This is a genomic window from Roseateles sp. (assembly GCF_031397715.1).
In the GTDB taxonomy this organism is placed as follows: domain Bacteria; phylum Pseudomonadota; class Gammaproteobacteria; order Burkholderiales; family Burkholderiaceae_C; genus Paucibacter_A.
Window position 1 is genome coordinate 1 of sequence record NZ_JANNMI010000340.1, and the last position, 6651, is coordinate 6651.

A 6651-nucleotide genomic window follows, 5' to 3' on the forward strand; every position below is an offset into this window, starting at 1 on the left:
GAGTCGCCGTTGCATGGGCCGCCTGCGCTGCCTGTTCGGCTTGCAGCAAGTCTTCGGCGAGCCGTTCCAGCACCTGCTGCTGCAGCAATGATTTATCCATCATGAAAGGTTACTTGTGGGCGCGCGAGCTATTCACACGGCATCCAGATTCAGCGCAACATGATCAGCTGCGGCACGGCGTTAGCGCCAGTCCAGACGATGGCGTTTTGCTCCCAGCTTTCGCCCAGTGCCTGGACTTCTTCCAAGGTCATGCCGAAGATCAGAAAGCTCGCCTCGCCGGGCTGCTGGCTGGTCGGATGCTGGCCGATGCCTTCGATGCCTTCGATGCTGGCGAGGCTGAGCTGGGCAAGCTCGGCGGCCAGTTCGGCATTGCGCTGGGTGTTGACAGCGATCTCATGGTCTTCGCCGAGTGGATTCCAGGCGGTGATGTAGGCGCTGCAATCGACGCCGTAACGCTTGTGTGCGGCGGCCAGCGCCGGGCTGGCCTGCCCCACTTTCAGCGTGAAGGCCTCATCTCCATGCACCCTGTATTCGGTTTCCCGGTAAGCCTGCACGAGGCCGCTGCCAATGATTGATTCGAACAAAACAAAGCCCTCCGAAATACCAAATTGGGAGGGCCGACGCAGCTCCCGTATCTTTGCCCCCAATGAGGCCACATCCGCTTGCGCGATCCACCTTGCCCGGGAGGGCAGGTTGGCGTGGGCGTCGGCCCATCTCCAGATGCGGGGCGACTGTAACCGAGATTGCGCTGTACCCACCGTGCACTGGCTGGAGCAGCGCGCTGTACCCTCGGTGCGCCACTTCAGTCACCGCATCGTTCACGAGTGAGGCGCCCGGCTGTTTCGCATCGACCCGGCCGAGGCGGCGGTGCCGACTGGCTTGGACGTGGGTTTGACTTTGGGGGCGCTGGCGGGGTTGCAGGGGGTTTGCGGGGTTGCTGGATGCGGTTTGATTTCGATCTGCCAGACTTTGCGTTGACGGCCCCATTGCCTGTTAGGAATTACCAAGTGAATTCGCGCTAAAAGGTTGCCTACAAATTCCAAACCACACAAGAGGGCCTTCCTACCCCTCAAATAGGGTGTCCGGCAGGCACCGGACAAAACTGCCATGTTTGGCACGTAAACTGCGAATTAGGGAGCTCTTCCAAGTAGTTGGACCGGGCAAAAGCAAGACTCGCTGCGCCGCAGCCTTGTTATACAAAAAACGAACGATCAACCCAGGTCACAAATATGCCTACGTACACCAGCTACGCCGGTGAAATCGCATCCCAACTCGGGGCTATGCGCACCAAAGGTCATCATGAAGCTGCCGCAAATCGGCCAGCATCGGACTCGCTTCGAATGGACCAGCATGAATCTGCGTTGCAAAACGATGCAGAGAAGTGGCTCGCTAGTGAACAGCTGTTTTTCGATACCGCACTGACCGAAGCATCAAAGGCTGTTGCTGACATTCAGCAAAAGACAATTGCTCTGCAAATGAATGTGGAACAACTTTTAAGCGATAGCTCTTTGCAAAGCACTATCGAGGCCGACCTCGCGGGTGAGCGACAAAAATTAATGTTGGCAGCTGGTGATCGAATGCGGGCTGAAGTTGATTGGCGCCATTTTCGAGCCATCAATAACATCCAGCAACAAGCCGATTATCCAGAGAGCAGGTACTTTCACTTTGGACTGATTTTCGTGCTGGCGCTAATTGAAACCTTTATTAATGCCTTTTTCTATGAAAATTCGGCAGGCTTATTGGGAGGAATTGCAGTTGCATTAGGTGTCGCACTAATTAACTTAGGTGGCGCGCTTGGTTTAGGCATTGGTTGGCGGTACAAAAATTTATTAGCCGCCGACAAGCGAATAGTTGGCTGGATGTGTTTTTGTATCTTTATCGTTTTTGCCATTTACTGCAATGCCTTATTTGCATCATTTAGATCTGAATTCCAGATTCTTCTCGACCCATCTGACGTAATCCAAATGCGTCAAGCTTTTCTCTTGGCAACAGGTGAGGCCAAAAAAATATTCATCGCTGACATGCATTTCGCAGACCTGACTAGCTTCATACTTTTCGGGCTTGGGTTGATTTTGAGTTGCTTTGCTTTTTACAAAGGCTATACGGCAGATGATAAACACCCTGGTTATGGCAAAAAAGACCGTTTAGTAAAGAAGCTACAGCAAATTGAACTTGAGAAGCAAGAAATTCTGCGGCAACAAATAAAGGACTTTTTACAACGGCGGCGTGCGGAAATTCAATCGACGGCGAACGAACCAAGTCAACTAAATGGACGCGCTGCACTGCGAATTTCCGATTTACAAGGTGCCGTCGCAACGGCATGCACCCAGGGAGGCGCAATTCAACGTGATTTCTCAAACGCTCTGATGGCATATAGGGAGGCGAACACTGCGGTGCGCGCCACTGACCCCCCGCCACACTTCAAAATTATTCCTGATCTGACTAGCCGCATTTCTTGTTCTGCTGCCGAAGCTGTCGTTCTCGGACTGGGGCAAGCAAGGGAAGACGCTAATGCTCTGCGAGACAAATACCAAGTGGCTTTGCGCGATCGAATGCAGGCTTTCCAACTCGATTCGGCGGCAATTATGAACCAGACCTTCGGGCTATTTCTTCGCAATGTTGAAGATGAAGCTAAAGAAAAAATTGATCGACTTACACCGACAATTCATCGCGCAGCGTAAGGTGACAACATGCTCAGCAAAAAAGACAAACAAGGGCTCTGGCTTATTGGAGGAGTTGGCCTCACGGCTATTGCTCTTTTAGTTGCTATTGTGGCCAACGGCAGTAAAGCTAAGGCGGGAAGTGATAACTGCCTCGGCGCTGTGACTGCCAGTACAGTATTTGTTCTAGATGACAGTGAGGAGGTTAGTCAACAAACACGCGACGCTATCGTTGACCGAGCGATGAATCACATTCGCCAGCACGTGGCAATAAACGAACGGGTGACAGTATTCAGTATTTCCGACCATTCCCGCAGTGCATTGCACCCAGAAGTTTCGCTGTGTAGGCCGCCTGAAGAAGGAAATCGATTGACAGAAAGTGTCAAGTCAGTACGGACGAAATTTCAAAACAACTTTGAAAAACCACTGCGAGAGGCCTTAAAAAAAGAAGCAGGCAGCGGGAAAGAATCCCCTATCGCTCAGGCCTTAACTGACATTTCCCTAACGAACTACCTGCGCGCACCCGCGAACACCTTGGTAGTATTCTCTGACATGTTGGAGAATACAGAGAAGTTTACAATGTATCGGTGCCCGGCAGTAAATTCCGTTATTGCACAGTATCGCACTTCTCGCCAGGGCGCCCAAGAACGCCCAGAATTCAAAAACACAAAGGTTGTACTCAACCTGGTTCCGCGCTTCAATCAATCTCCTGTAACGCTAAAATGCCGCGACAAATTTTGGCCCTGGTTTTTTGGCAACAACGAGGGAGCCAAAGCTAGCTTTGAATATGACTATCTACCAGGCGGCACTGTTGCAGCCACAGCGCAAACAGGAATGAAGCAATGAACCGGAATGGCTACTTTCATCGGCTGTCAATTTGTATGGCGGTTGCTATTGCCGGCTTGATCGCCGTCGCAGTGTTAAATCTTTCGCCATGGTTTACATTGGCTGCTGGTGCCTTGCCTTTGGTGCACTACCACCTTCGTTATCTAGGTCCACTTGCCAAGGCAGGGCTTAGCCAGGCAGCTATTGACAGTGTCTACTATTTTGGTTTCTTGATCACGATTGTTGCCCTTGGCATCAGTGCAGTTTCAGTTGCCATCAGTGGGGCCGCAGCTAACGTCAATACCGTGGTGTACCAGTTCGGGGTCGGCTTGTTTGCAACTGGTTACGCCGTCGTTGCCCGTATGCATCTTGCCAGTTTGGTTTCGCCCGTGGACGCAATAAGCTCGGAGGCAATCATGGATCGCTACGTCAAGCGCTCATTGGATTTGGTCGATAACGTCGAAGCGGCTGTAGTCCGCTTCTCTGAGTTTTCGCAAACGGTGATGACCAAAACATCCGAAGTAACAGCTACCGCAAGCAATTCGGCCGAAAAATCAATGTTGGATGTGACTCGAGTATTCGAAAACGAGATGAAGTCGACACTTGCTTCGGCCCGGGAGGGGCTGACAGAAATCAAGAACATGGCAGCGGATACGTCTTTCGTATCCGCCAGAAAAGAGCTAACAGAGAGTATTCGTGCGACGCTAGAGGTTTCAACAGAATTAAATAAAGCACTCGCCGAGTTCGCTACTTTGGCAAAGCAAGCCGCTATCGCATCGCAGCAAAGCATCAATTTGACACGCAGCTTGGATGACTCGTTAGGCCACGCACAGAAAAACTTCAGTCAGTTCAGCGACGAGAGTGGCCCGTTGGTCAAGTCGGGTCTTGCAATGAGTTCAGCAAGCACGGCCATATCTGGCGTAGTCGAGGCTCTTGGTACGACCTTTTCTCAAATTAAAAGTCTAGGTGAAGATGTTGTTTCCACCGGTCCTGCATTCAAGTCGATGCGAACCTTGGCCAAAAAAACCTCTGACCAACTTGATGCATTGGCAGGAGTTTCTGAAAACCTAGATGGGGCACTCGAGCGTATTGCGGGCACCGCAGCCGCGATGGGAAATCTTGCCGACGAGCTTAGTCGTGTCGGTGCTGTATTGCCGGCTCTTTCGTTGAGTATAGAAACACTTGGCACACGCTTCACAAGCGCGGGTGACGGCACCTTACGCCTGGAGCAACAGTTATCTGGCATGCCTGATCGGATTCACCAAATTCAAACCGTTGGGGTATCTATTGAGGAACTGGGAACCCATATGCATGCTGCGTTATCACGCGTGGCCGAGGGCGTTACTGCCGCTTCGCACAGTGCGCAGACTTTATCCAACAGTAGTTCCGGAGCCAACAAGGCCATTGACGGCGCCAGTTTACTACTTGACCAGGCGAGTGATTTGGGCGCGACAGTGGCATCACTGCGAACACATATAGAAAACTTCACCGGCTCGATTGAAGCCGCCCAGAAAGTCATTGGTGAGGCCTCTACAGGTATTCATCGGACTATTTCAAGCTCATCCTCTGCGCTAGAAACTGATCTAAAGCGGTCCAGCGAAGCTGCCACGCTATTAGTAGATCGACTTGTTCAAGTTGCAGATATCGTGATTGAACGAACTCAAGAGCGTCAGAGGTCTTCCACATGAAGAGGACAGACGATGTCTACTTCTTCACCCTCATTGATTTTTTGATTCAGAGTCTTTTCTTCGGTTTGTTGCTGTATGTGCTTGGACAGGCCAGTCAGCAGGAGGTCGCCAAGATACAAAAAGCTGATGCGGCCAGCGCGAGCGACATTGCAAAGTTCGCGACTGCAGCAGGATTTACAAACCTAACTGAGTTGGCCGACTACCTTAGCAAACTCGCGCCGGTTTCTGATTTCAAGGGAATTGCTGATTTCTTTTCTTCGGCTGGCGGCATCAAAGAAGTTAAGGCCGCTGTCGCGGTCGTACAGACAGCCGGTGGTATCAAAGAAGCAAAAGCTGCAGTGGGCCTAATAAAGGCATCGGGTGGAACCAGTTCCGTCACGGCAGATCTGGATAAATTGCGGAAATTCGAAGAGGGCACCGGCAAGCCGCCCTGTTTGTTTGACACCGTAGGAGGCAAGAAGGTCGCTAAGGCATTGGCAACCGTGATTGCCAATGAGGCCACGATTCAGTTTGAAACAACCAACCCTGAGCTCGAAGAAGCACTGACATTGATTGGGCGCAGCTTCAATTCGATTCAATCCTTGCCCTTGACCGAATTTAGCAAAACCTTTGCGCCCTTGGTGCAGCGCAAGCCAACTTGTCGCTACACATTGCGATTTTTGGAAACTACCCGATTTGTTGACGCTAGAGACGCCGCTCGATTCGCGTTTTACCTAAATATTGGAAAGCGCTGAAATGACTTCAAAAGACGCAGATCAGAGCCGCTTGCAACTAAGGCTCGACCAAATGCGGTCTCACATCTCGTCGGCTTGGAGGGAGTCCCCCATTGCGAGCCCAGCGCGCCAAAATTTACTAGGGTCTGTTTTTCTAGACCGTATAGCTCGCTACTTCGGCCGTAGGCAGTGAGACTCTCGGGTGGTTTGAAATGGGCGCTGGTTGCAGCGTTGTTGGCCCTCGTTCACATGCCAATTTATGCCAACCAACTTACTGGAAAAGTTGTCGGCGTACTGGACGGGGACACTCTTGATGTGCTGTCGCCAGCAAACGTGTCCTATCGCGTTCGTTTGACTGGTATTGATGCACCCGAAAAAAGTCAACCATTTGGGCAGTCAGCGAAACAGCTTTTGTCTGAACTTGCATTTGCTCGCCCAGTCACAGTTACGTGGCAGAAGAATGACCGATACGGCCGTGTTGTAGGCAAAGCAGAGGTGGCTGGAAAGGACCTCGGCCTAACGATGATTGCGAACGGCTTAGCTTGGCACTACAAGCAATATCAAGCCGAACAAGTCGCCAAGGACAGGGCCCTTTACAACGACAGTGAAATTCAAGCTCGGTCCACCCGAAAAGGACTATGGTCCGAACCCGATCCAACGCCACCGTGGGACTATCGTAAAGGATCGGCATTGAGTAAAACCCAAGCAAGTTCAAGCCCATGCCCCTGCGCGGGAGGAGCGGCTTGCCATGGACCCAAGGGCGGG

At 51.6% G+C, this 6651-nt stretch carries 6 protein-coding genes, 1 pseudogene and 1 riboswitch; of the genes and pseudogenes, 5 read left to right on the plus strand and 2 right to left on the minus strand.

Annotated elements, in window-relative coordinates:
* Positions 1-100: pseudogene (locus RMO57_RS14880) on the minus strand (transcription elongation factor GreAB); the annotation flags it as partial.
* Between the two features lie 49 nt (positions 101-149).
* A complete protein-coding gene (locus RMO57_RS14885; RefSeq protein WP_310387910.1) occupies positions 150-584 on the minus strand; it encodes a DUF3293 domain-containing protein in 435 nt (144 codons plus the stop codon).
* 39 nt (positions 585-623) lie between these two features.
* Positions 624-729: riboswitch (SAM-I-IV-variant riboswitch) on the minus strand.
* 500 nt (positions 730-1229) lie between these two features.
* Here RMO57_RS14885 and RMO57_RS14890 point away from each other — a divergent pair.
* The 5 genes from RMO57_RS14890 to RMO57_RS14910 all read left to right on the plus strand — a co-directional run.
* Positions 1230-2681, plus strand: coding sequence for a hypothetical protein (locus RMO57_RS14890; RefSeq protein WP_310387912.1), 1452 nt, complete (start codon positions 1230-1232; stop codon positions 2679-2681).
* Between the two features lie 9 nt (positions 2682-2690).
* Positions 2691-3506 carry a hypothetical protein gene (locus RMO57_RS14895; RefSeq protein WP_310387914.1) on the plus strand — a complete coding sequence of 272 codons (816 nt, stop codon included), beginning with the start codon at positions 2691-2693 and terminating at the stop codon, positions 3504-3506.
* A 35-nt stretch (positions 3507-3541) separates the two neighbouring features.
* Positions 3542-5173 (plus strand): hypothetical protein, encoded by a 1632-nt coding sequence (locus RMO57_RS14900; protein ID WP_310387915.1) that lies wholly within the window; start codon positions 3542-3544, stop codon positions 5171-5173.
* Complete coding sequence (locus RMO57_RS14905) at positions 5170-5907, plus strand: hypothetical protein (RefSeq protein ID WP_310387918.1); 738 nt, start codon at positions 5170-5172, stop codon at positions 5905-5907. The genes RMO57_RS14900 and RMO57_RS14905 overlap by 4 nt, the downstream gene beginning before the upstream one ends.
* Positions 5908-6093: 186 nt before the next feature.
* The coding region (locus tag RMO57_RS14910) for a thermonuclease family protein (RefSeq protein ID WP_310387920.1) at positions 6094-6651 on the plus strand (558 nt) is incomplete at its 3' end.